Genomic DNA, 22,360 nt, shown 5'->3' on the forward strand with positions numbered 1-22,360 from the left:
TAATGATTTATAACTCAACTTGATAGTTAATATTCTCTTAAGTGAAGATGCACAAAGAGGGTTAAGAGACACTGCGCTTTAGAGGAAGTGACAAAAACAGAAAGCTTTCATTAATAAGGGGCTTAATCGTTAGTGTTTACTCATTTACTTCTCATTCGATTCTTTCAGTGCAATTAGATCATTAAATAATTTATGCACAGAGAGGGCTAAGAGACGCTGCGCTTTTAGAGGTAGTAACAAAATAATTAGTCACTTAGCTTAGTGGCTTTATTTTCTCATTTACTTCTCATTCGCTTCTCTCAGTTCAATAAGATCTTTAAGAAAATTATACACAAAGAGGGCTAAGAGACGCTGCGCTTTAGAGGAAGTGATAAAAACAGAAAGCTTTCATTAATAAGGGGCTTAATCGTTAATGTTTACTCATTTACTCCTCATTCGCTTCTCTCAGTGCAATTAGATTTTCAGGAAATTATGTACAAAGAAAACTAAGAAGTGCTGTGATTACAGAAGTTAAACTTCATGTTTTGGTAGTCGGGTTTCGAGGATAAGCCTAAAACCTACCACCTAATCCCTAGCCCCTTTATTTTTTTAACCACAGTATTTATTAAACATCCAACTGCCTCTAACCGCCTCAAAATGAGTTCCAAATTGAAGCGATAAACACACAATTGGTAAACGGTTCATTTCTTTAGCCATGCTAAAAATGTTATTAAACTTATAGCCGTATTTAGAGGCTAATTTAAGCTCGTTAACATAAAGGGCTTTGTAGGTAGGTGGTAGTTCATTCCAGTGCATTAACGCAATTTGAATAATGCCTAAATGAACATCTAGTTTATATGGGCCAACTTTTTTGGCTTGCTGAATATAATTATAAACCCGTTCTGTTGGCCCCTCTTGATAGCTGACAACTTGCGCCAAGCTTATCCAGGTTAGTGCCCAAGTTTGTCTTAACTCAACCGACTTTAACAACGCTTGCTCAGCTTGTTGATATGTTTGCTGAGTATGTTCGATTTGCTCAATTGATGTTGTATCAGTACCGGCTAAACCTAGCATTTTTATATGGGCTAAAAAGTGCCAATAATGAGGATGCTCAGGGTCCATATTAGTAGCCAAGGTAATCGCATTTTCTGCCGCCTGAAGCGATGAGCCAGACAAAGCGCCACCTGACTCTTGCACAATATTTAGAGCATTAAAGTACCACGCATTTGCGCGCATACTTTGCATACTTGTATAAGCAATAACAATTACTATCATGGCTAAAATAACAGCAGGCACTACCTTGAACATGTTTAATTTAGTCATTAAATAAACACTCGGTTAGTTGCAGCGGGTTAGTTACAAAAAGCGTTGTGGCCTGCTCTTCACCTAATAATTGCGCTACTGTTTTTCTAGCTTGGCTTAAAATAGGCGGTCGACGTTTTACTGAATGAGCATCAGAGGCAACATAGTTTACTAACCCATCTTTTAACATTTGTAACGCTATAGTTTGTGCGCTTTCTCCCCACTCACCTTCAATACTCGATGCCGTTAACTGAAAGTCGCAGCCTAACTGCTTTAAGTGTTCAATGTAATAAAGGTTTGACTGAATATCGCGATTACGCTCTGGGTGCGGAATAATAACGCGTATATTTTGTTTGGCGAGCCACTGAATAAACTTATCGTAGCCTTGCGGCATATGTGAATGCGGTAACTCTAATAACAGCACATTTTTGCCTGCTATTTCACCAATAAAAGGCAATTTATTAGCCATCACCATTGCCATAAGTTCTACGTCTAAACGTACCTCTGCAGCGGCAGCTAATTTTACATTAATCCCTTCATTTTTTGCATTTTGTTGTAAGTTTGCCAAATTATCATTAATAACAGAAATCGAATTATTAAAGCGGCCTACATGAATATGCGGCGTTGCTACCATATGCGTAATGCCATCGTTTTCAGCCAATTTTAAAAGCGCTAAAGACTCTGTTAAATCTTTAGCGCCATCATCAATACTCGGCAAAATATGCGTATGAATATCAATCATAAACTAACTTAGTTACGCTTGTGGCTTTTCAGGTTGCTGTGAGTAATCGTAATAATCATAGTAGCCATGGCTATGCTCATCTTTAGATTTACTCATATCGACCTTATTAAGTACTACACCGGCAACGTGCGCTTTTACTTCAAATAAACGTTCAAGGCCCGCTGTAATTGGTTTAATACGGGTAATATCAGATTTAACAACATAAACTACCGAATCTACACTTTGCGCAATTACCAATGCATCGCTCACAGCTTGTGTAGGCGGTGTATCAACAATAATATGGTCGTACTGCGCTTTTAAATCGCTCAGTAACTCAGCAAAGCGTGGATTTGATAATAGCTCAAGTGGATTCGACGGTATTTGTCCGCTCGGCATAATTGTAACACCCGATTGCGCATCAACATGAACACACTCCGCTAATTGTTCAGTGCCTATCATTAAATTACTTAAACCTGGGTGAAATACCGGTATATCAAATCGTTTAGCTAACGTTGGTTTACGTAAATCTGCATCAATTAATAATACCTTACCCATTTGTGCCAACGACATCGCTAAATTAGCAGAGGTGGTCGTTTTACCCTCTCCTGGTGAAGTAGAGGTAACAGCAATAACTTGATGCGCTCGGTCAAGATGAGTTAACAACAAACTAGTGCGGAAGGTGCGTACCGATTCGGCAAAACGACGATAGGTATCCTCTAAATAAGCATGGATCGGAAAATAGCTCTTTTTAGGTACCGCAACATGCGGTAATAACCCTAACATACGTTGAGCGAGTTTATTTTCTACATCATTTTTATTTTTAACTGTGTCGTTTAAGGCATCAAAAACAAAAGTCATTACTACTGCAAAACCAAAACTAGCAACAAAGGCTAAAATAACAATCAACTTTTTGTTAGGTTTACTTGGGTTTCGTGGAGCATAAGCACGGTCTGTAAAACGAGCTGCAGCTGAGCTAAAGTCACTGGTTACTTCGGTTTCTTTAGAGCGTGATAAAAAGGTATTAAAAATATTGCGGTTTGTTTCAACTTCACGTTTTAATTGATTATATTGAGTTTCTTTACGGGTAATATCTTGATATTCAGCACGAATTTTAGCTAAATCGCGCTCAAGCGCTTTTACAGTTCGCGTTGTTCTATTTAGCTCTTTTTCAATACCGGTAATTAACCCTTTAATTTGCTTATTAAGGTTAGTTTTAACTGTAGCAAGTTCAGATTTAGCTGAAATCATTTTAGGGTGTTTAGGGCCGTAAACCTCACTAAGCTCACTCACCTTACGCTCAACCAATACAACTTCGCGTTTAACATCTTGTACAACACGATGCGAGGTAATTTCGGGCATGCTACCAAGTAACTCTATGTTGTCGTTGCCATATTCGTCAATAACACGGTTAATGCTTTCAAGGTTATTTTTAGTCGCACGTGCATCGACTAACTGCTTTGAAATTTGCTCAAGCTCTTGGGTAACCAGCCCTGCAATACCTTCTATATCAACCAACTTTTGCGCTTCTCGGTAAGCTTGTAATCGAGCTTCAGAGCTATCTAGTTGTATACGCAATTCAGATAAACGCGTGTTTAACCAGCTCGACGCCTGTTGGGTTATTCCCATTTTAGCGCGCATTTGGCTTTCTATGTATACCTCGCCGACCGTGTTAGCCACCAAAGCGGCTAATTTAGAATCACTCGACTCAAAACTTACACGCACTAATTGTGTTTTACGAATAGGAGACACACTTAAGCGAGACTTAAAAGCAGCAAGCAAACCTAGCATTTCTCGCTCTGCTTGCTCTTCTTCGCTAAGAACAGAGCCTTCTTTTTTATTTAAAAAAGGTAACAGCTGCTTAACCATGCTTTTCAACTCACTTATAAGTGAAGGTTTAGCAATAAAGTCAGTATGCTGTTTTAAATTCAGTTTTGTAATTACTTCTCGAGCAACCGTGTTTGACTTAATCACTTCAAACTGGGTTGAATAATACTCTTTTTTGGTAGAGTCTAAACCATATATTTCATCAAAACTTACCGCTTTTGTTTGCTCCGACTCAATTAATAAAGTGGCTGTGGCTACATACTTAGGCACTAAAGTTAAAGCAACCATGATGGTTAATAGTGTAGCTACAATAGCAAAACCTAAAATTTTCCATTTACTTTGCTTAATTACATTAAGATAAGCACCTAAATCAATAACTTCCTCGTTGTTGCTAGGTTTTTCAGAGTGTGTATTCATTTTGTTATTACTGCCTTAAACCGCTTAAAACAAGCGTTGCTCTATTTTTATGGTGTCACCCGCTGCAATTTGGCTATTTAAACTACCTTTTTGTTGCTGCTGTTTGGTTTGCTCTTTAAAAATAAATATTTTATCAACCGAGGCACGTTCTGTTAATCCACCGGCAAGTGCTATCGCTTGGTTTACCGTCATAGCAGGCTGATAGGGGTATCCCCCCGGTTTTTTAACCTCTCCATGTATATAAAAAGGTCGGTACTCTACTACTTGCGCATACACATTAGGGTTAACTAAATAATCAGGCTGTAAACCACTAATTATTGTTTGTTCAACCTGTGAAACACTTAAACCAACAAGTTTAACCTTACCTAAAAACGGGTAGTTAATCTCACCGCTATTACCAAGCAGTGAGGTTACATCTAAGTCTGGCTGACCAAATACTTTTATTTCTATTTTGTCGCCTGCACCTAATATGTAGTTTTGCGAATCACTCGCAAAACTACCAAAACTGAGTAATAGAATTAGGCCAATTAAAGTTCTAACCTTCATTCATTACCCTTTAATGCAAATGTAAAGTTAAGGCCAACGATAACGCGATCAAACTCAATGTCAGCTTGAGTTGAATTACGATCAATAAAATCAACATAACCGGTTACCATGCCAAAGTTATTAGCTAAGTAATTTAAGCCTAGGCGAGCATTTTTAACTTTGTCTTTACGGTTAAAGTTACCTGAGTACTGTTGATCAACGTAATTAGCGCTTACTACAGAGCTTAAATATTCGCTCCAATCATGCTGCCATGTTGCACCATAAACACTCTCTTTAATGTAATCACCTTGCACTAATGGATCTTTAGCTGCACGGCTGGTAACTAGTTGCAAGGTTGAATAACTCAACGGCTTCCAAACTGCAGCCGCTTCCCAACTTAAACCACTAAAGTTATCACGCTGGTTCGACTCAAAATCTTTATTTTGGTAACCTAGTTTAAAAGAGCCAGTAGTAACGGCAGTAGCTTCCCACTCCATACCTAACAATACTTTTACATCGTCTGAATCACGGGTAATACCGTTTGAGTCAATTACATCGTACTGATAGTTTTCTTGCTTTACCTCTAAAAAGGCACGCGTACCAGCTTGGGTATTATAATAACCAGTAACAGAGAGGATTGGCTTATCGTAATCACGAAATTGCGATATGGCCGTAAAGTTTTGGTAATTCTTATTATAATAACCAACTGTTAAAGCAAACATAGCTTTAGAGCTAATTGCGCCGTATTCATAGCGAGCAGATAAGTTTTGTTGTTGATAATTTACAAGCTCATTTAGCGCACTGCCCTGCCCTTCAGTTAATCCACCACCACGAGGCTCATATAACCAATCGGCGTTACCAGTTACATCTAATCGGTGTTGGCTAGTAAACTCCTTGTGAACACCCGCACCAACATTAACTTGAGTAAAATTATCAGTAGTGTCTTTGTTATGAAACGACGTGCTTGACGCTATATCAAATTCATAGCTGTCGGGGCCATCTTCAATTAATGCGTTTAAACTGGGTGCTATATTCCATATTAAACGTGTTTGTGTAGCCGACGGCGTCATAAAAAAGTTATCGTTACTGCTTACACCAAGCTGCAGCATTGGCGTAACTTCAGCGCCATCTTTAGTCATTACACTGCCAGGTTGTAATTCTACTGCCGATACAGGTGCAGATACCCCTAACGCAACAAGTAAAGTGGTAATTATATTAGTACGCATTTTCACTTTTAAATCCCTTAAAAATTGTCATAAAAATTATTTTCACATCAAACCATAAAGACCAATGTTTAATGTAATGTAAGTCGTATTCAACTCGCTTGGCCATTTTATCAAGCGTATCGGTTTCTCCGCGCCAGCCATTAATTTGTGCCCAACCAGTAATACCCGGTTTGGTTTTATGCCTAAACATATAAAATTCTACTTTTTGGCGGTACTCTTCGTTGTGCGCCACCGCATGAGGCCTAGGGCCAACAATAGACATGTCGCCTTTTAAAACATTTATAAACTGTGGTAGTTCATCAAGGCTAGTGCGTCGCAAAAAGCCGCCTAACGGGGTAATTCGAGCATCGTTTTTTGTTGCCTGAGTCACCACATCGCTGTTTTCGGTCACTGTCATAGAACGAAACTTCCACACTTTTATTTTTTGCCCATCTAAACCGTAGCGGTCTTGCTTAAAAATAATAGGCCCCTTAGATGTCAGCTTGATTGCAGCTGCAATCGCTAATAAAACCGGAGTAATTAAGGTAACAATAATGGCTGAAACTACTATATCTTCTGTGCGCTTTATAAACTCATGGGCGCCAATGCATGGTGCTTCAAACACGCTTAATGTATCTACGTCACCCACATGTTCAATTCGGGCGTGTATTAAGTTTGAAAGTAAAAAATCGGGCACTACGTGCACATCTACCGTGGTATTACCTAGCTGCAATAAAATATCAGCTATGCGTTTTTGCGCTTTCATAGGCAGTGCAATATAAAGTATATCTATTTCACCATTACGAGCAGCATCTACAGCGCTTTGTATTGTTCCTTCAACACCTTGATGTTCCAGTTGTTCAAATAGGCGTTCAGGATTTCTATCGTCGTAAAAACCTTTAAAGTTAAAGCCTAGCTCATCGTGTTTAACAATTTCAGCATGTAAATAAGCGGCCGATTCGGTTGCGCCAATAATAGCAACATTCCGTTGAGACAACCCTAACTTACGGCGACTACGTTTATATAAGTAAACACCCAAGCGCCACATATATAAAAACGTAACACTTAACGTAAACCAAATAGCAACTCCTACTCGAGAAAGTGATTCGCTAAACTTAAATAAAAAGGAAACAACCAATAAAAATGCGAATGCAATAAGCACACTGCCCCATGCACACAACACCATTTTTCTAAATTTACCAGCGCGCCAAGAACGATAAGTAGAAAACAACTCAGCACTGTATAAATAGCTAAGCGCAACCGTAAGCGCAGAAGCGGCATAAATAGGAGTGAGTTTAAAATTGTAAAGCAGGGCTGCACACTGAAAAGCTAAAAACAGCGCAAATATATCAAATAATCGGTAAAAATTGGCATCAGAGGAACCTGAAGGTTTGAAAGTCCTTGGAGATGTCATTTTGCTTAATTCCTTATAGCTAATTCAGTGTGAGTAGCAACTCACAAAATCCACGTGGATGATATAGTATTAGCTAATTTTGTTCAATTGCTGATCCCGACAAAAGTACTAAAATTCATGTTTATAACTTTTAGCTAACTATTGCTTTGTCCGTGTAAGTATTAAAAGAGAATACTCGCATTTTACTTAGGCTTAATTAAATAACCCCTTAAACCAACTCCAAACCCCAAACGAATATCCTTCAAAAAAATCAATGCCCAATGCGGATTTAATCAAATATAAAACCAGCAATGTAAGTAAAATAGTAAACGTAGCTGCCAAACTTAAAAATACTCCTTGAGTAAACCTCGCTATTTTTTGCTCTTTTACACTTAGTTCACGCCTGTTTCGACCTGCTAAAAAAACATAGTAATATCGGTATTTAAAAAGTTTAACTACACCTCTGCAGTCAACAGCATGGTTACCCCACTGCCTAGCACCAATGGCTATCTTTAAATGGGCTAATTGTTCATCAGTAAAGGTCGTTTGAATATTTTTAGGCATTCGCTCTAACAAGCTTCTAATAGCGGGATCATTCTGTAGGTTTGACAAAAAAGCCTCAATTAAAGTGTGAATAATAAATTTTCAGTTATTTTTAAACAACTACCCAATAATAAAAAGCCAATTAAAATTTAATTGGCTTTTTATTTGCTAAAGGTACTTTTATTTAAGCGTACCAGAGCGATAGGTATTGTTATTTAACCAGCTTGGTAACTCCGCTGTTGGCACTGTACCGTTTTGGTTAATATTAGTTTGGTGATAAGAATGTTGGTTCCAAATGCGTGTTGCATTTTTCCAAGGTTTGCTGTTATCAGCAGCACCAAAAACCGTTACGCCGTTATTGATGCTATACCTCTCATCTGAATTATTAGATACAACAATAAGCTCAGCATTATCATCGCCCTCTAGATCAACCACTATTGGGTATTCCCATAAAGTACTTGTTGAGTTAGGTGCTGATGCTAAAACACCTCCAGTTTTGCCATCTAGAATTCGAACTTCAAAATGATCCATAGTTACAACTTCTTCCAAACCATCAGAATTGAAGTCAAATGAACTTAAACCAATTCTTCCGCTTAATGAATCATCATGAGATGACGACCATATAATATCACCAATGCTGTTTCGCATTTGCACTGAGTTATAACCAGAAGAAACAATACCTAGCTCATCTCTTGAGAAAAAATTACCTATTGACTGAACGCCACCACCAGGATTGCTTAGATCAGTTTTTGTCCAAATAACATTACCTGAATTGTCAAGAAGGCTTATTGAACCCATGCTAGGTGTCGCTTCGTTTGAAGGTGCGGTAACCAAAATGTCTGGCTTAGAATCATTATCAAAATCTGCAACAGAACTAAACCAAGCTTTACCTGGCTCTCCTTGCTGCCACAATAATGTACCATCGTTTTTATACATCCCACCGCCTGAGAAGACTTCCTGACTTCCATCATTATCTGAGTCTAATGTAATAGCACCTGCACCAAAATTAGTGTTAAATAAATAACCTGAATCATAGTTAAATACATTTCGACCAATAATGATCTCAACAGAACCATCATTATTTATATCACTAATATTTACCGCACCAAGGAGTTTTGTTTCTTTCTCAAGTGATTTCTTTAGTTCTCCTTTGTTTGAAATTATATCAACTGTACCTGATGTGTGATCATTAACAATTAAATCAACTATACCATCTCCATCGACATCACCTAAGGCTATACTATTTCTTGGATCAGTATAAATAGCGCCCTGTTCATATGACCATAGCTCAGAGCCATCTCTTCCATCTAAAGCCCTAACAATACCGGGGTTGATATATAATTTATTTGAGTAAGTGCTTATAACAATATCCGCAACATCTTTTTCATCAATTTTACCATCTTTATTATCATCATTGAGCTGTCCGACAACAGGTGTAGAGATTACTTGATCAAATTCAGGCATGAAATCACTTGAATTCCAGCTCCATTTTTTCTCCATTGCAAATGGTGCAATAGGCTCAGCCGCTTTAGGTAAATTACCGTTAAACTCGCCACCTAATAGTGCCATTGAGCCATAAAAGCTTTGGCCAATCACAGGCATTTTGGCTGTACCATAAACGCCTCTGATGTCTGCGTAAGGAGCTAATACAACGCCTTGCCAACGGTTACCTTTAATGTTCAGTTTTTCTGCATTAGTGAAGTTAAATACAGTTTTGGTTGCATGATTGCGTAAACGCCAAAAACTTTTACCTTTTACATTTAATTCATCGTCGCCAGTAATATTAAAAATAACTGTTGCATCAGCTGGTATGCCCCACACTTTAAAAGTATGGGCTTTAGCAAATTGGCGCGCATCTAAATTAAATACTTGAGTATCAGAGCTGCCATCGCCTTCTAAGTAAAGGCCGCCCCATTTACTTTGTACTGTTCCTGTAGCATCAAGCTTACCTAACTCAGCACTTAAATCTTTGTAATATTGCTCTTGCTTATCAAAGTTAAATGGCATGGTTGATTCATCTTGATTAGAAGCTATTTCAGTGCCACGTTCCATACCCCAACGAACACTCCAGCTTACATCGGTACCACCACCGGCAATCATGCTACCAACAAACTGGCGCCCTATTTTGTAATCGATACTTGATTCACTAATTAAATAGTATTCATTTGGGTTAGACGGGCGTAAAAAGCCAACGCTGTAACCTTTTATGTCGATTTTACCTGCAGCTATAGCGCCATCAGCACGACCGATATTCGATTTAAAATCGTCAAAAACAAATGCTGAAAAGTTATTGGCTACGCCTAAATCTGCAGCCAGGGTTGAAGAGCTGGCTAAAGCAAGTGCGATCACTGCACTCAATTTTTTAAATTTTAATAGTGAGTTAGTCATTTTTTCCCTCAAAATGAAAAAGTGCATTAAAGGCACCAAATTAAAGTCATTTGTTTAACGAAAGTTAATCCATCAAATTCTGGTGAACATTATATACACAAATAAAATTAAAAGGAATAAAAACACTACAAAAGTACTAAATTTAAGTTTCTAAAAAAATACAAAAACGTAATATCAATAACTTATATAAAATAAAAAATCAAAAAAACATAAATATAAATACTAAAGAGGCAATTAATGTTACCAAAAAGTTAACGGCCACTTTCTTGCTTTTACTTTTAATTGTTTCATTTTCGCTAATTCAGTATCATATATTCAATTAAAAGGTTTTAGGTCTGGTGCCTTTAGTTTTAATTTAGAAATGATCGCCTTTGGACCCAAAATGGAGCACACCTTGAAAAGAAATATATCTCTAGATCTTCTAAAATTGGCAATGGCATTCATGGTTGTTGGTTTACATGCAAGGTTTTTAAGTGAAATAAGTAAGTTCGCTGAATTCTTATTTGTGAACGGCATATTTAGAATTGCAGTTCCAATATTTTTTATAATTAACGGATTTTATTTTTATTCAATATTAATAAAAAAGAAAGAATTAGAATGGTTTAAAAAGGTTGGAATTTTATATTTAGTATGGATGACATTTTACTCTTATTTTTGGTTTAACTTACCTGGAATGTCAACCTCAGAAATCTTCGATTTAGTAGCAAAATTTTTAATTGGTTACCAACATTTATGGTACGTATCAGGAATGATTGGAGCAGCCTTGATAATACTATTAATAAACAAGTTAAATACCTCTTTCATTATCACAAGTGTGTTAGTCACATTTTTAATTGGGGTTTTTATCCAATATGCTGGTAACTATCATTTATTTCAAGGTAGCGACTTAGATATTGCTTTTAATGAAACATGGGTACATAGAAACTTTCTATTTTTTGCATTTCCTTTTTTTACTATAGGCTTTTTAATTAATAAGTACTCTTTTTACAATGTGATCTCAAAAAAAGTGAATTTGATTGGATTATTAACTGGGGGGGCAATGTTAACTTTAGAGTCTTCTATAAATTACTATCAACCATTTAGGGATGGTGCTTTTGATAATTATTTGAGCTTGATATTTTTATGCCCTTTAATATTCATCTATTTTCAGAAGAATTATATCAGTGGAGCGACTAAGCAAATCTCGTTGTATGCTTCAGGCATTTACTTTATACACTCTTTTATCTTAACGATGTTAAAGACATTTTTAGAATATAAAGGAGTTACTTTAACTATCTTAGGGATTATAATATCTGCATTAGCTTCAATTTTTATAATTAAAATTAATAGAAGAGTTAAAGTCATTCTATAAATATCTTTAAATGTTTATAAATTAGGATGGTCGTCGCCACTAACAATAGATTGTACATATGTCAAAATGTACTAAGATTAATAAATATTCTTTTCATTAGCCACATTTAAACTTACATAAATTAAATCAATCTTAGAAAATGGCAAAGCTATTTAAAAATAGTGACGCAAAGCTTCCGACCTAAGGATATAATTGTCTATGGTAGCGGGGCTACCTTAGAATGAAACACAACCCATTCTTCTGATTTTATGTCAAAGCCATCTCTAAACCTAATATTGGAGGTCTTGCTATGAAGAAATCTACTACCTTTTTTATTATTTCATTAACAGTGTATGCTTTATTAATAACTTATCCTATAAGTGCCACTGCAAATACTGCTATAAAATTCAACGGCTATAACTCCTTCATAGAAATGACCCCATGGACCCCTTCGGGTGATTATAAAATCATTGTATGGCTGGGTAATACTGTTGTCGAACGCGGGGAAAGAATATTTATAGCTTCAAACTCCGAGACAAATGAATATTTGAGTTACTTTTCCCACTCTATTCAAGCACAATTTGGTAAGAGCTGGCCAGGTATTTGGGGGAAAATGGATTTTAATAAAACTAAATTTTTAGAAGTGACATTTAAAAAAGGAGTCATGCTTATATCTGATGGTGTAAATAATGCTCACACTTTCGATCCAAATATATCTCCCACCTCTGTTTCATATGATAGACTTTTTCGAAGAGGCAATATCTACTCCAAAGGAACATTACAAGCAATCTCATTTATTGATCTAAATAACATTAAAAATAGTAGGTCTATAGCTTTTGATAAAAATGGATCACCAAAAGTTATCCCTTTAAATAACGCATCCATCATTATTAACAACGTCAATAAGCACGACCTAATACATGATCTTAAAATACCAGTAGCGAATATAAAATGGGTTGAATCAGCTGAACAACTAGGTGCTCTAATAGAAAGTACATACCCTGTTTTACCATTGTTAAGTGAGTCACAGGAAACTCTAGATGCAGTAAACTTTGCTTGGGAAGGGCACTATTGGTTAAGAACTTATATAAACTTGTATAAGGCAACGAATGACACAATGTACATAGAGTGGGCTATTGAATTAGCCAATTTTATATTCGAAAACACCGATGAGAAAAGAGCTGAAAGAAATAACTTAGTTAGAAATTCATATAATCTAGCTCCTAAGTACTATCTAAAAAATAGAACAGAGTTCTCCCCTGGGTGGATGAATAGTTCTTCCAAAACAGTTTCTATTTTGAATGATGGGATGGTTTTAAATGCCGTTATGCGATTAGTCGATGTTATTAAGACTAATAGTCTAGATAAATTTAATGATTTAGCAGATAAGTATATAGAGCTAAGTATTGAGATTGTGAAATCCCACAATTCGTCATGGAGCGAAACAAAACAGAGCAGCATTAGTGGAAGTTGGTATTATGTAGCTCCAAATGAACATTATGGAGATGCTGGACTATGGTCTAATCCTAGAGCATTTAATCATTTAATGACGATGGGAACTGCAATTATATACTTAGACAAATGGTTGGGGGGCATACCTGAATATAAAAACAAACTAAAGAAAATTGAAGGATTTTTCAATGACTACTTAATTCATAATAATGACGGAACTTGTGTGTGGAATTATTCATGGGAGCTAAATGGAAACGAAACAATTGAAGATTCTAGTCATGGTCATCTCGATGTCGGTTTTATTATAGTCGCTGACCAAGAGGGTTACTTAAAAAATTCTGAAATTCCGGAATGTATGGCTAAAACAGTTATACAAAAAATGCTAATAGGTCCAGGGTTAATTTCTAATAAAGTTGATGGCAGCGGAATCGCTATCAAAACAGAACAGCTTGCTGTGACATACGATTACCGAGCACTGATAAAATATCAGCCATCAATTAGAGAATTAACCGATAACATAATTTATCAATTAGGTAATCCTAGTTGGTTTAGGGAGTACACAGCAATATCAGAATCATTCATAGAATATTAGTAGTACGCTAATATAATTTACTTATAAAAATTGAATACATAAAAGCTTTAGCTGTTATGTAAGGCCATTATTTAACCAGCTAAATGTACTTTATTTAGTGAATTTATCTTTCAAAAGTAAATATGCAAATTGTGAATTAGTTATTAAATAACGCTTCCACATTCTTCCTGGTTCTTGAAGTACTCTGTACAACCACTCAAGCCCAGCCCTTTGCATCCATTTTGGTGCACGCCTTACTTTACCAGCCACTACATCAAAGGTACCACCAACGCCCATTACGAAGTCTACGCCTAGCTTATCTTGCCACTTATTAATAAAGTTTTCTTTTTTAGGCGAAGTAATCGCAACAAACAACAATTTTGCACCCGACTCACGAATTTTATTAACCACAGCCTCTTCATCATCCCAAAAATAGCCATCGTTATAACCTGCTATGTTTAAATTTGGGTTTATTGCTTTAACTTTACTTACTGTTTTGCTAACCACTTCCTCAGTAGCGCCAAGTAAAAATACAGGGAAGCCTCTTTTTGCACTCATAAATAATAACTCATGAAACAAATCAACTCCCGCTACACGCTCAGGAACATCATACCCCAAAAAACGCGCACCAAACACAACACCCATACCATCAATATTAATTACATCACACGCTTTAACCGACTCAGCTAAAACAGGATCCTTCTTCATATTAACTATTTTTGCGACATTAACAACAACATGCTGTAAAAATTGCTTTTTCTCAATTCTATCTTCGATGAAAGAAACTGTCTCCTCCATCGTAGCAATATCCATAGGAGCATTCAAAAAATTTATTCTGTGCATCATCATCCTTACTAACTATAGGTTTATAAGCTCTATCTATTACTATGTTTATCTTTTATTACAATAAAATAATAACTCAATAGTAATATTATCAAAAAAGTAAATATCTCAACCATGATATTTTTGTTACCAAGTAAATATTGACTTACCAATGGGGTGAAATGTAAAAAATAATGTAAAACATACGCTAAGAGTGAATTTCTTCCGATTACTGATAATGCATGATGTATAAACGGTGGAATTAATTTCATCTCCGTCACAAAAGCCAGAGTAAGAGCAAATAATATAGAGATACCAATATACAGGGATAAGTATGCTGGGTGAGGTGGGGCTTTGTATTTCGCCAGTGAGAGGCTTATTAGCACATTTTCACTGATAACGTTAAAGACTATTAAACCAAGTGCTATTGCACTAATGGAAATACCCAAAAAAGCTATTAATCTATTCCGATTTATCTCTAAGACTATATACAATTTTGCCAGAAGCATTCCTATAACTACACAAGTAAAAAATGGAAAAAATGGGTAAACATCATAAAAGAAGAGTCTAAACATCATTCCCTCATTACTTGCGCCAAATGACGAGCCAATGTAATAAGTAATGGCATATATAAATAATGTTAATATTAACACTATTTTTGAATTAACCTTGTATATAACAGTGAGGATATATGGGGTACATAATATTGCTAAAAAGTAAAATGTAAGTATCTCTCCTGCTGCTGCAAAGTTAGAATATAGCAAGGTTTCAAAAATTGTTTCTAAGTGTTCCGGGTGGGCCATTGAGTAAATAATTACTATAACTTCTCGAGCTAAAAGGACTTTAGGTAAACGCTTTAAGCTCCAAACAACTAAATTTGAAAAGTTTTTTTTGTTATTTATTTTCCCATAAAATACATACGCAACAGTAAATCCAAAAACTGTTATGAATAAGGGGGTTGCAACTCTAAAGGTAGCTTTTATCGGCTCAACTAAACTGCTTGGTAATAACCCTCTAGCTTCAATTGCACCAATATAATGCATTATGATGAGTAACAAAATAGCTAAACCTCTCAATGAGTCTAACCATTCTAACCTGGGTTTTTTTATAAATTCATTCATTTTATCTTCTTTATACACGCTGTATGTTAGGGCGAGAAATATGAGCAACACAAATTAGCAATAAGCACAATATCCATACTATATGTTGATCTCGAAAAAAAGCAGGCTCAGATATATTATAAAAAATTGGAAAACTAAGTGCTGAAATGCAAACATTAGAGGTTTTTCGATAAAAAATAAAAAAATAAGAAATAATTATGAATAAGCTAAAGATACCTACTTGGCTTAATAGTTCTATATAGCCGTTATGGGCTGAGTTAATATATTGCATAAAACTATATTCATCATCAAAAAAATACGGTGTGATAGGCGTTCCAAAATAACTACCATAGCCATAACCTAAATTTATTTTTTCAAAGTAATAAAGGTCATGGTAAATATTTTCCCATATTGCGCCTCGCCCGGTCATGAAACTAGAATCAACAAACATGCTTATATTCCAAAAATCATTTGCTAAGTAAGATATGTAGGGAAAAACAATGAACAAGCACAGCACTGAAAAAACAGCGAAAAAAGTAAAAGCTCTATTTACGATGCTCGATAATTGAGTTAGTAGAAAGTACAAAGCTACCAAAATGATAGATGTTTTGCTGACAGTAAATATCAAGAATAGACCTAAAATTAAAAGAATTTTTTTATTTTCTTTTAGCTTATTATTGGACACGAAAATTATATGTGAAAATACAATTAAAAAAGCTAATGTCGCCCCCATAATGTTTTTTGATTTAGAAAAGCCTGCCAACTCAAAATAGGGATTAACTCCTGAACCAATTACAATAGAAAAAACGATCATCGCGATAATAAAAATGCATAAAGCTCTCACATTATTCACTAACTGACCTGTTAATACCGAGAAGATATATGACTGTACAAGTACCCAAAATAGTAAAAGTTGGAATAATGTTCTCTTGACCGTTAGTGATATGAAATTAGACCAAAAACAGCTTATAAAAAATATTAAGAGAGAGACTCCAAAAAATAGAAATGGTAATTTTAATTCTTTAAGTGCTAGTTGATATAACGGGTTGCTCTTTTCTTTAAAGAACAAAACTAGATATAAAAATGTTAGCGATATCCAAAAAAACTGCTTAAAACTATCGCTTCCAGACTTTACCTCATTTAAAGTATTCAAGTCTAACTCGAGCAAAGAAACCTTTGGTGCTAAATCTGGAGTAAAAAAGCCACATAAATATAAGAGGACAATTAAAAATCCGTACTTTTTGAGAAAAATAAAGATTTTCATCTGAATATACTAATACAAGAGTTTATTCGGCCAAAATCTCTATATATTTCACATTTAACTCTAAAGCGCTTAGCGGTATTACTAAAGAAAGTAATATATTTAACCGCATGGTAGCTCAACTTAACGCAAGTACTAAGAAATAAATAAAGCGCGTACTTTTTTCCTTCACGTAAAATTTTCCTAGTACCATAGTTTTTACCATTTAAATAAAGCCTATTTAAAGCCCAATTGTGAGTTGCCCTTTCTTCTGTCAACATTTCATAAACTATAGACTCGTTATTCCAGAGAATAGGGACATGCTTAGAAAGCCTCTCAAAGAAATCCGAGTCTTCACCGCCAGTTTCATTGAATTCTTTACTGAACAGAACTTTAAACTTTTTTATTACATCCATGTCTATCAAACAATTACCTGTGGCACCATGGAATATACGTTCTAGATGTCCATAATGCTTTCTATCATGTATCCCGGAGTTTTTTATGTCTGTGTCGACAAAGCTAGGATAGGTTGTAAAAACCGGACCAATTACAGCGCCAAAAGAGAGTTTTTTATTGTTAATAATTTCCAAATACTTTGAAAACCAATTTTCCTCTACAACTTCATCATCATCTACAAATATTAGCCATTTAGTATTTACAGATTGAATAGCTCTGTTTCTCGCATTAACAACTCCTTTAGTTTTTTCAGAGAAATATTGGATAGTGTAGTTTTCTGCTTTTGGTACATCAGTTAACAACTGGTAAGCAGATTGGTACTCATCATTATCTATAATATTTATAGTTACAAACTCATTTGTTTTATTAATAGATTTTATAACACTATTAATAGTCTCTATAAGATACGCTCTTTTGTAAGTACATATTGAGATAGTAATGATACTGTTAGGCACTTTGAACTCTCTTTAATTTGTTTAAATAAATATATGACATAATTAATAGGACTAATTCTCCGAACGCTATTGATAAAGGTACATATCGCCAATCAAAGAATATAATGATAAAGGTCATTGAAATGACAGTCGATAGACTCGCAACTAAGTTAAATAGTGTTTGTATTTTAAAAACATCAAAAGCTTGTAAAGCTGTAGATGTAACCATTCTTAACTGGATAATGGCTACGCATAAACCCCACAGAAATACTGTTAAGAACATCTCTTGCTTGGCATCACTAAATAAATAGTCTTCAACAAATGCCCAAGTAAAATATATTAGAAACAAAATAAATACGTTTAAAAATACTACACAGATAATACTTAGTGTATAAAACTGCCCAAACTTTCTTAAAGAATTAGTTCCCACAAGCGAGGCGAGATGATTTCTAGCAACTCTTATCCAACCATTTATTAGTAAATTTAATGGACCAAAAAAGACTCTTGCGGCCTGAACTAAACCTAAGATTTCTGCTGAATAAAATGCAGTTAAAACTACTATGTACAAGCGACTATGAATTTCTGTAATTAACACTCCGATACTAGACCACTTTGCAATTGACCAAATTTTCACACTATAGAATCTATAAACTTTAATAATGGAAAATGTTAACTTTAACTTTAGATAAAGTAATGGAATTAATGCGGCACATAAAGAAGCCAAACCTAATAATAAGAGAACACTATTTGGAGTAATTTGATATAAAAGCTTGTTTAGAAATAAAAGTAATAGTGAAAGCGAAATAAATACTACGTCCAAGAAAAAAACTTTTCGGACATTAAAATCTATTAGCAATAAAGATTTAATATATTCTCTTAAGCAAAAAGATACTAAATAAAGTCCAACTGCAATCAAGCTTAACTGTGAGTAAATCGTAATAAAAAATGCAATAAAAGAAGCTACTACCAAATAAAGTAACTCAATGGTGTTATAAAAGTTTATGTATTTTGAAAAACCATTAAGTACCCTTTTCTTAGTTCTAATAGCCATTGGGGTCACGATTAATGAATTTTGGAAAGAGATTAATGTCATACCAATAGCAAAAATTAGGCTATATTGGCCAAAACTCTCAAAACTTAAAATCCTGATAAGGTAAATACTAATTAGAAGATTGAATACACTCAAAATCCCTTGATTTAAAATTGAAGTTATTATTTTCCCTTTCATTTTAAAACTTACCTATGACCTTTCAACTTGGCAGGATTACCGCACACGATCTGGTAGTTAGAAATTGATTTAGTAACAATTGAGCCAGCACCAATAACAACCCCATTTCCTATAGTAACTCCAGGTAATATAATTACATTAGCTCCAATCCAAACATCATTGCCAATTTTAACATCTTTAAATTCTTCTCCCTGCATATTTATAGGGATATCTCTATTTTTTATTGTATGATTCTTTGTGTAGATTTTAACATCGGGCCCCATTAATAAATCATTACCTATGGTTACCCCTCCATAAACTCTGCAATTCTCTCCTAACATAGAGTTTTTACCTATACGAATGTTAGGCGAAAATTTTGCATCTTTCTCTATATTCAAGTTACCCCCATGAAAATCTAGAAAGCACTTTGCATTAAGAGATCTTACTTTCCTAAACAGTTTACCTAAAGGCCTATAATTGGCAGGCAGGTGTATTGAAAAAGCAAGGTAAAACCAATAAGTAGGAAATTTAAATATTTTTTTATACATTTTTTAAGTCGCTCAAATATCTATCTTTAACATTACTTACTAAGAAAACATCAAGCATTCCATCTCTTATGTCCCTGTATAAATTTTTCTTAATCATTGACTGCTCTTTAAGAAAAAGTTGCATAGCATTTTTTATAGCTAATTTATCTTTAAATAAAACTTTCTGGAGGTAATTTTTATCTCTTAAATAGCCATCTATACCTGATTTCTCGCAACATAAAACAGGAAGGCCTTCTAACAATGCTTCGACATAAACCATTCCAAAAGTTTCATTTTTACTTGGCATTAACAATGCGCAGTAATTCTTGTAACTATCAATTAGGTCTGCTTTGGGTAAGGTACCTTTAAGGAATACTTGATCACCAACCCCATGTTTTAGGCTAAAACCTAACAGCTCTCCTTTAATTTTATCATTTGAAGAACCGTATATCTCTAACGTAACATCAGGGAAAAATTGCATAGCCTCAATGACATCGAGTAAACCTTTTTTTTCAGCTGACTCTAATCTACCAACAAAGATAAATTTTTTTGATATAGTGAAGCCTTCATTTAAACAAGGATTAGTGTGACTTTCAGTAGTTACTATGTTAGGTAAGTTGCTTTCATTTAAATGTTTATAACCTAACATTTTATTAATCGTATTTTTAGACCAAGCACTAACCCAAAATATATGTTTAGCTGTTTTAAAAATATTGCGAAAAACATGACGGCTAAGTGGCTTATTTTTTATAAACTTAAGATCTGTATCAGCTCTAACGCTCAAAACGTATTTAACACCAGTAAATTTAGACAGAAAATAAGCGATAACACCATCAACTGTTAGTTTATGACCATGGATAACATCAAACTGAATATTATTCTTTTTTATTTCTTTTAACAAAATTAAGGAATAAATAAATGAACTTAATATATGAAATAAAGCAAATGGTAGCGATGGAACCTGAAAATAAAAGTACCCATCATATTTTTGAAAGCATAGTTTTCCCATCTTAACTCTTCTCAGCGCAATTACTTTATGACTAGCTTCTTTTTGAGTTTCATGAAGTAAGTTTTTCACAGCGTTAGTGTAGTTAAGAGTTGTATGATCTGGGTAATCAGAAACAATATGTAAAACTTTTAAGTCAGACATTATCTAATTTCCCATACTTCTTGGTGGATATATTTTGCTTTATTATTCTCGCAGGGTTCCCTGCTACTATGCAATTATTAGGTACATTTTTTGATACTAAGCTTCCGGCAGCAACAATTGAATTATTACCTATTGTAATGCCTGGCAGAACAATCGAGTTGGCTCCAATAAAACACTCTTTACCTATAATTGTATCAGCATGAATAGCCCGTACAAAATCATGTGTAAGTATAGTCGCGCCAAAAGCAACATAAGAATCACGACCTATAAAAACGCCCTTTGGGTTTGTTTTGTCTAAGTTGCATTTACTAGAAAGTAAAACACCATCTGAAATATTCATCCCGTAATAAAGTTTTAAAAACTTAACTCTCAAGCTTAAAAGCAGTAATCGAATAAAACGTACCATATATTTATAACCTTAAGTATTTATGCAGGGCGACCTATACTGTAATATTTTATACCTTTCATTTTCATTCTTTTTAACTCAAATAGATTACGGCCATCAAAAATGATGGCTTCATTAAGCTTCTGCTTTATTAATGAAAAGTCTGGTGCTTTAAAGTTTTGCCATTCTGTACAAATAACTAAGGCATCAGCTTTGTTTAGAGCTGACTCTTTGGTACCCATCAAGCTTAAATCATCTCGACTACCGAAAATTCGTTGGGTTTCTTCCATTGCTTCAGGGTCATAAGCTTGCACCTTGGCCCCTGCTTTCCATAGTTGCTCCATTAGAATACGACTTGGTGCTTCTCTCATGTCATCTGTGTTAGGTTTAAAGCTTAAACCCCACAATGCAAAAATCTTACCTTTTATTGCATCTGGATTTTTCTCTAAATCATAGTGCTTAGTAATATATTCAAATAACTTATGCTTTTGAGCATAATTTACGGCTTCAACTGCTTTGAGAATTTTTGATTCGTAGCCTATGCCGTCAGTTGTGCGAACAAGTGCTTGTACATCTTTTGGAAAACATGAACCACCGTAACCACAACCAGGATAAATAAACTGATAACCAATTCTCGGATCTGAGCCTATGCCATGGCGAACATGCTCTATATCAGCCCCTACTCGCTCTGCAATATTAGCCATCTCGTTCATAAAGCTAATCTTGGTCGCAAGCATACAGTTAGCTGCATATTTAGTGAGTTCAGCACTTTTAATATCCATTACGATAATTTTTTCATGATTTCGGTTAAATGGAGTATACAGTTCACGCATCTTCTCTTCTGCATCAACTGAATCTGTACCAATAATAATGCGATCAGGGCGCTTACAGTCACTAACTGCGGCCCCCTCTTTTAAAAACTCAGGATTTGATACCACTGAGAAGGTTAAATCACTTTTTCGGTTATCAAGAATTGATTGCACTGTTGCATTAACTTTATCTGCCGTGCCGACAGGTACTGTTGACTTATCGATAATAACTTTTGGCTTTTGCATATGTGTAGCAATAGTTTCTGCTACTTTTAATACGTATTTTAAATCTGCAGAACCGTCTTCGTCTGGCGGAGTACCAACTGCAATAAACTGAAGCTCACCAAACTCAACACCAAACTGGGCATCTGTTGTAAATATTAAACGCCCTTCTGCAAAGTTTTTTTCAACTAATGGTGCTAAACTTGGTTCGTAAATTGGAATAATACCTTTTTTTAGATTTTCTATCCGAGTTTCATCAATATCGACACAGCAAACATCGTGGCCAGCGTCTGCAAAAACTGCGGCTTGAACTAAGCCAACATAACCAATACCATAAAAAGTAACTTTCATTATAAGT

The 22,360-nt window shown here is 34.9% G+C and carries 18 protein-coding genes, 2 pseudogenes and 1 riboswitch; of the genes and pseudogenes, 2 read left to right on the top strand and 18 right to left on the bottom strand.

Going from position 1 to position 22,360, the window contains the following annotated elements:
• Positions 1-588 precede the first annotated feature (588 nt).
• The 8 genes from CWB76_RS08850 to CWB76_RS08885 form a co-directional block, all read right to left on the bottom strand.
• Complete coding sequence (locus CWB76_RS08850) at positions 589-1,302, bottom strand: VpsP family polysaccharide biosynthesis protein (protein WP_138606917.1); 714 nt, start codon at positions 1,300-1,302, stop codon at positions 589-591.
• Positions 1,295-2,023 carry a tyrosine-protein phosphatase gene (locus CWB76_RS08855; protein ID WP_138606919.1) on the bottom strand — a complete coding sequence of 243 codons (729 nt, stop codon included), beginning with the start codon at positions 2,021-2,023 and terminating at the stop codon, positions 1,295-1,297. Before CWB76_RS08855 ends, CWB76_RS08850 begins: the two co-directional genes overlap by 8 nt.
• A 12-nt stretch (positions 2,024-2,035) precedes the next feature.
• Positions 2,036-4,243 carry a GumC family protein gene (locus tag CWB76_RS08860; RefSeq protein WP_138606921.1) on the bottom strand — a complete coding sequence of 736 codons (2,208 nt, stop codon included), beginning with the start codon at positions 4,241-4,243 and terminating at the stop codon, positions 2,036-2,038.
• Between the two features lie 24 nt (positions 4,244-4,267).
• Positions 4,268-4,789 (bottom strand): polysaccharide biosynthesis/export family protein, encoded by a 522-nt coding sequence (locus CWB76_RS08865; RefSeq protein ID WP_138606922.1) that lies wholly within the window; start codon positions 4,787-4,789, stop codon positions 4,268-4,270.
• Positions 4,786-6,000, bottom strand: a complete 1,215-nt coding sequence (locus CWB76_RS08870; RefSeq protein ID WP_138606924.1) for an outer membrane beta-barrel protein — start codon at positions 5,998-6,000, stop codon at positions 4,786-4,788. The genes CWB76_RS08865 and CWB76_RS08870 overlap by 4 nt, the downstream gene beginning before the upstream one ends.
• Positions 5,984-7,387, bottom strand: coding sequence for an undecaprenyl-phosphate glucose phosphotransferase (locus tag CWB76_RS08875; RefSeq protein WP_138606926.1), 1,404 nt, complete (start codon positions 7,385-7,387; stop codon positions 5,984-5,986). Before CWB76_RS08875 ends, CWB76_RS08870 begins: the two co-directional genes overlap by 17 nt.
• A gap of 192 nt (positions 7,388-7,579) precedes the next feature.
• A complete protein-coding gene (locus CWB76_RS08880) occupies positions 7,580-7,978 on the bottom strand; it encodes a 3-phosphoshikimate 1-carboxyvinyltransferase (RefSeq protein WP_138606928.1) in 399 nt (132 codons plus the stop codon).
• A 111-nt stretch (positions 7,979-8,089) separates the two neighbouring features.
• Positions 8,090-10,297, bottom strand: a complete 2,208-nt coding sequence (locus CWB76_RS08885; protein WP_138606930.1) for a choice-of-anchor A family protein — start codon at positions 10,295-10,297, stop codon at positions 8,090-8,092.
• A 394-nt stretch (positions 10,298-10,691) separates the two neighbouring features.
• Here CWB76_RS08885 and CWB76_RS08890 point away from each other — a divergent pair, with 394 nt between their 5' ends.
• Positions 10,692-11,648, top strand: a complete 957-nt coding sequence (locus CWB76_RS08890) for an acyltransferase family protein (protein ID WP_171039607.1) — start codon at positions 10,692-10,694, stop codon at positions 11,646-11,648.
• Positions 11,649-11,779: 131 nt separating this feature from the next.
• Positions 11,780-11,866, top strand: a riboswitch (cyclic di-GMP riboswitch).
• Positions 11,867-11,937: 71 nt separating this feature from the next.
• Complete coding sequence (locus tag CWB76_RS08895) at positions 11,938-13,671, top strand: hypothetical protein (protein ID WP_138606933.1); 1,734 nt, start codon at positions 11,938-11,940, stop codon at positions 13,669-13,671.
• Between the two features lie 90 nt (positions 13,672-13,761).
• On the opposite strand, the gene CWB76_RS08900 is transcribed toward CWB76_RS08895, so the two are convergent.
• From CWB76_RS08900 to CWB76_RS08940, 10 genes and pseudogenes are all read right to left on the bottom strand, one after another.
• Entirely contained in the window at positions 13,762-14,493 is a 732-nt protein-coding gene (locus CWB76_RS08900; protein WP_138606935.1) for a WecB/TagA/CpsF family glycosyltransferase, read from the bottom strand.
• A gap of 32 nt (positions 14,494-14,525) precedes the next feature.
• Positions 14,526-15,593, bottom strand: coding sequence for an acyltransferase family protein (locus CWB76_RS08905; RefSeq protein WP_138606937.1), 1,068 nt, complete (start codon positions 15,591-15,593; stop codon positions 14,526-14,528).
• A gap of 10 nt (positions 15,594-15,603) precedes the next feature.
• Positions 15,604-16,836, bottom strand: a complete 1,233-nt coding sequence (locus CWB76_RS08910) for an O-antigen ligase family protein (RefSeq protein WP_138606939.1) — start codon at positions 16,834-16,836, stop codon at positions 15,604-15,606.
• Positions 16,833-17,723: a glycosyltransferase family 2 protein gene (locus CWB76_RS08915; RefSeq protein WP_138606941.1), complete on the bottom strand. Its 891-nt coding sequence runs from the start codon at positions 17,721-17,723 to the stop codon at positions 16,833-16,835. The genes CWB76_RS08910 and CWB76_RS08915 overlap by 4 nt, the downstream gene beginning before the upstream one ends.
• Complete coding sequence (locus CWB76_RS08920) at positions 17,716-18,930, bottom strand: polysaccharide biosynthesis protein (RefSeq protein WP_138606943.1); 1,215 nt, start codon at positions 18,928-18,930, stop codon at positions 17,716-17,718. The genes CWB76_RS08915 and CWB76_RS08920 overlap by 8 nt, the downstream gene beginning before the upstream one ends.
• A gap of 26 nt (positions 18,931-18,956) precedes the next feature.
• Positions 18,957-19,106 (bottom strand): annotated as a pseudogene (locus CWB76_RS20565) (DapH/DapD/GlmU-related protein); the annotation flags it as partial.
• 99 nt (positions 19,107-19,205) lie between these two features.
• Positions 19,206-19,457: pseudogene (locus tag CWB76_RS20570) on the bottom strand (hypothetical protein); the annotation flags it as partial.
• A complete protein-coding gene (locus CWB76_RS08930) occupies positions 19,450-20,586 on the bottom strand; it encodes a glycosyltransferase (protein ID WP_138606947.1) in 1,137 nt (378 codons plus the stop codon). The pseudogene CWB76_RS20570 and the gene CWB76_RS08930, both read right to left, overlap by 8 nt.
• A complete protein-coding gene (locus tag CWB76_RS08935; RefSeq protein ID WP_138606949.1) occupies positions 20,579-20,992 on the bottom strand; it encodes an acyltransferase in 414 nt (137 codons plus the stop codon). The genes CWB76_RS08930 and CWB76_RS08935 overlap by 8 nt, the downstream gene beginning before the upstream one ends.
• 20 nt (positions 20,993-21,012) lie before the next feature.
• Positions 21,013-22,353: a UDP-glucose dehydrogenase family protein gene (locus CWB76_RS08940; protein ID WP_138606951.1), complete on the bottom strand. Its 1,341-nt coding sequence runs from the start codon at positions 22,351-22,353 to the stop codon at positions 21,013-21,015.
• Positions 22,354-22,360 lie beyond the last annotated feature (7 nt).

It is taken from the genome of Pseudoalteromonas sp. S1609, assembly GCF_005887255.1.
In the GTDB taxonomy this organism is placed as follows: Bacteria; Pseudomonadota; Gammaproteobacteria; order Enterobacterales; family Alteromonadaceae; genus Pseudoalteromonas.

Coding starts and splice junctions, on each gene's coding strand:
- CWB76_RS08850 (WP_138606917.1), bottom strand. CDS start 1,302: ATGACTAAATTAAACATGTTCAAGGTAGTGCCTGCTGTTATTTTAGCC.
- CWB76_RS08855 (WP_138606919.1), bottom strand. CDS start 2,023: ATGATTGATATTCATACGCATATTTTGCCGAGTATTGATGATGGCGCT.
- CWB76_RS08860 (WP_138606921.1), bottom strand. CDS start 4,243: ATGAATACACACTCTGAAAAACCTAGCAACAACGAGGAAGTTATTGAT.
- CWB76_RS08865 (WP_138606922.1), bottom strand. CDS start 4,789: ATGAAGGTTAGAACTTTAATTGGCCTAATTCTATTACTCAGTTTTGGT.
- CWB76_RS08875 (WP_138606926.1), bottom strand. CDS start 7,387: ATGACATCTCCAAGGACTTTCAAACCTTCAGGTTCCTCTGATGCCAAT.
- CWB76_RS08885 (WP_138606930.1), bottom strand. CDS start 10,297: ATGACTAACTCACTATTAAAATTTAAAAAATTGAGTGCAGTGATCGCA.
- CWB76_RS08895 (WP_138606933.1), top strand. CDS start 11,938: ATGAAGAAATCTACTACCTTTTTTATTATTTCATTAACAGTGTATGCT.
- CWB76_RS08900 (WP_138606935.1), bottom strand. CDS start 14,493: ATGCACAGAATAAATTTTTTGAATGCTCCTATGGATATTGCTACGATG.
- CWB76_RS08905 (WP_138606937.1), bottom strand. CDS start 15,593: ATGAATGAATTTATAAAAAAACCCAGGTTAGAATGGTTAGACTCATTG.
- CWB76_RS08910 (WP_138606939.1), bottom strand. CDS start 16,836: ATGAAAATCTTTATTTTTCTCAAAAAGTACGGATTTTTAATTGTCCTC.
- CWB76_RS08920 (WP_138606943.1), bottom strand. CDS start 18,930: ATGAAAGGGAAAATAATAACTTCAATTTTAAATCAAGGGATTTTGAGT.
- CWB76_RS08930 (WP_138606947.1), bottom strand. CDS start 20,586: ATGTCTGACTTAAAAGTTTTACATATTGTTTCTGATTACCCAGATCAT.
- CWB76_RS08935 (WP_138606949.1), bottom strand. CDS start 20,992: ATGGTACGTTTTATTCGATTACTGCTTTTAAGCTTGAGAGTTAAGTTT.
- CWB76_RS08940 (WP_138606951.1), bottom strand. CDS start 22,353: ATGAAAGTTACTTTTTATGGTATTGGTTATGTTGGCTTAGTTCAAGCC.